A 2,080-nucleotide genomic window follows, 5' to 3' on the forward strand; every position below is an offset into this window, starting at 1 on the left:
TGTCAACAACGATTCAAAACTGATACAGTTTTCAAGCCGCCAGCGATTTAAAACTGATACACCCCGTTGTCCGGCCGAAGCCGGTTTGCTACTTCCCCACCCACGTCAATCACGACACATCATTCTTCCGATCCAGTTGCACCATCCCGGCATGACGCTGATGTTTGAGCCGATAGCTGTCGCCGGCGATGGGGACGATATGGGCATGATGGAGCAGCCGATCCAGCAGTGCCGCCGTCAAGGTCGTGTCCTGTGCAAATGTCGTATCCCATTGTCCAAATGGCAGATTGCTGGTGACGATGAGGCTGCCCCGTTCGTACAACGCTGCGATCACTTGGAAGAACAGATTGGCTTGCTCGCGGTTCATCGGCAGGTAGCCAATTTCGTCAATGATGAGCAGGCGATAAGCCTTGATCGTGCGATGCATCACGGCCTTCAAATTATTCTGCACATGCGCCGTAGTCAGTGTCAGCAGCAAATCGGCAGCGGTCATGAAGCGCGTCTTGATCCCGGCCTGCGTGGCCTTGTAGCCAAGCGCCATCGCCAGGTGCGTCTTGCCCACGCCGCTCGGTCCGACCAGCACCACGTTCTCGCGTCGTTCGATAAAGCCCAGTCCGGCCAGCTCCTCGATCTGGCTGCGCTTGACGCCCTTGGCGAAGTCGTAGTTGAACTGATCGAGCGTCTTGATCGCCGGAAAGCCCGCCATGCGCGTCATCATGCTTTGCTTGCGTGCGGTCCGCCCAGCCATTTCTTCCCGCAGTAGTCCTTCCAGAAAGTCGCTGTAAGCGAGCTCCTGGCTGGCTGCCTTTTGCGATGCCGAACCGTAGCCTTGCGCCACGAAGGGCAGACTGAGTGCCTCGCACAACTGGTTGATACGTTCCTGTTGCAGGTTCATGAGGACACCGCCGGCGGCATCGTTAATGCCAGAAGGAGCTGGTCGTAGACGGCCAGGGGGTGTTGCATCGGTACCGGTTCGGCGAGATGCGCGACGACGACTGCCGGGCGCGTTGTCGGTGCCGAAGCAGGCGCGGCCAGTTCTCTGGCTTGTGGCCGGGCAGCAGCGATATCGCCGCGCCACGGTGTTGCCAGCGGCTGCAAGTGCTTTACTTCCTCGCGCAGTCGTTCGGCGGGTTGCTCCTGCGTCGTGCCGTGAACGCGGACATTGGCCACCTGTGCCAGCCAGCTTGCAACAGCGATGTTGGCCGTGAGGACGTCGAGCTGCTGTCCACTTTGCGCCAGCTGACTGGCCAGCGGCACATAAAACGACCGACGCAGATAGCCATTGAATCGCTCGACCTTGCCTTTGGTCTGGGCACGATATGGCTGGCATAACTTGATGACGAAACCACTGTGGCCGGCATAGTCGAGAAAGCCGGCGTGATAACGGTGCTGGCCCTCTCCATAGACATCGCGTTCCAGCACCACCGTCTTCATGTTGTCGTACAGAACCCGACGCGGGATGCCACCGAAGGCGGCGAAAGCGCGCTCGTGGCAGCCGATCAGCGTGGCCACCTTGATGTCGCTGACAAACTCGACATAGCTGGCGCGGCTGAACCCCAGCGTCGCGCAAAACGCATGCAACGGCTTGGCCCCCTTGCGAAACTCGACCCAATCCACCTGCAATTGCTCGCCCATGGCCGTCTCGAAACGCACCACCGGACCGACCGGCAGTGCCGGCCGCAATGCCCGCATGAATGCACGTAATTGACTCTGGCCGCCCTGATAGCCGCGCTCGACAATCTCACGGTAGAGCACCGTGGCCGGAATCCAGTCCGGCTGCGCGGCGCTCTGCCGCTCACGCAAATACGCTTCATGGATGCCGAGCTTGGTCTCGCGCTTCACCTTGCGTTCGTATTTCGGTACCGTTTCCAATGCCAGGTGACGACGCACCGTGTTGACCGCACAGCCGACTTCAGCCGCAATCTTCCGCAGGCTAAATCCGTGTTTCTTCAAGCATTGAATTTCCACATACACCTCGTTTGGTTTCAAGGCAGCTCCGAAAAGCCACCATCATCTCAAATCAAATCGGTGTATCAGATTTCAATCGCCGCACTGTGTCAGATTACATCCGCTGCTGACA

The 2,080-nt window shown here is 58.8% G+C and carries 2 protein-coding genes; both read right to left on the bottom strand.

What is annotated here, in order from left to right:
• Positions 1–109: 109 nt before the first annotated feature.
• Entirely contained in the window at positions 110–895 is a 786-nt protein-coding gene (gene istB / locus RCH09_RS19525) for an IS21-like element helper ATPase IstB (RefSeq protein WP_326942808.1), read from the bottom strand.
• Complete coding sequence (gene istA / locus RCH09_RS19530) at positions 892–1,989, bottom strand: IS21 family transposase (RefSeq protein WP_326942809.1); 1,098 nt, start codon at positions 1,987–1,989, stop codon at positions 892–894. The genes istB and istA overlap by 4 nt, the downstream gene beginning before the upstream one ends.
• Positions 1,990–2,080 lie beyond the last annotated feature (91 nt).

This window comes from Actimicrobium sp. GrIS 1.19 (assembly GCF_035984655.1).
Classification (GTDB): Bacteria; Pseudomonadota; Gammaproteobacteria; order Burkholderiales; family Burkholderiaceae_D; genus Actimicrobium.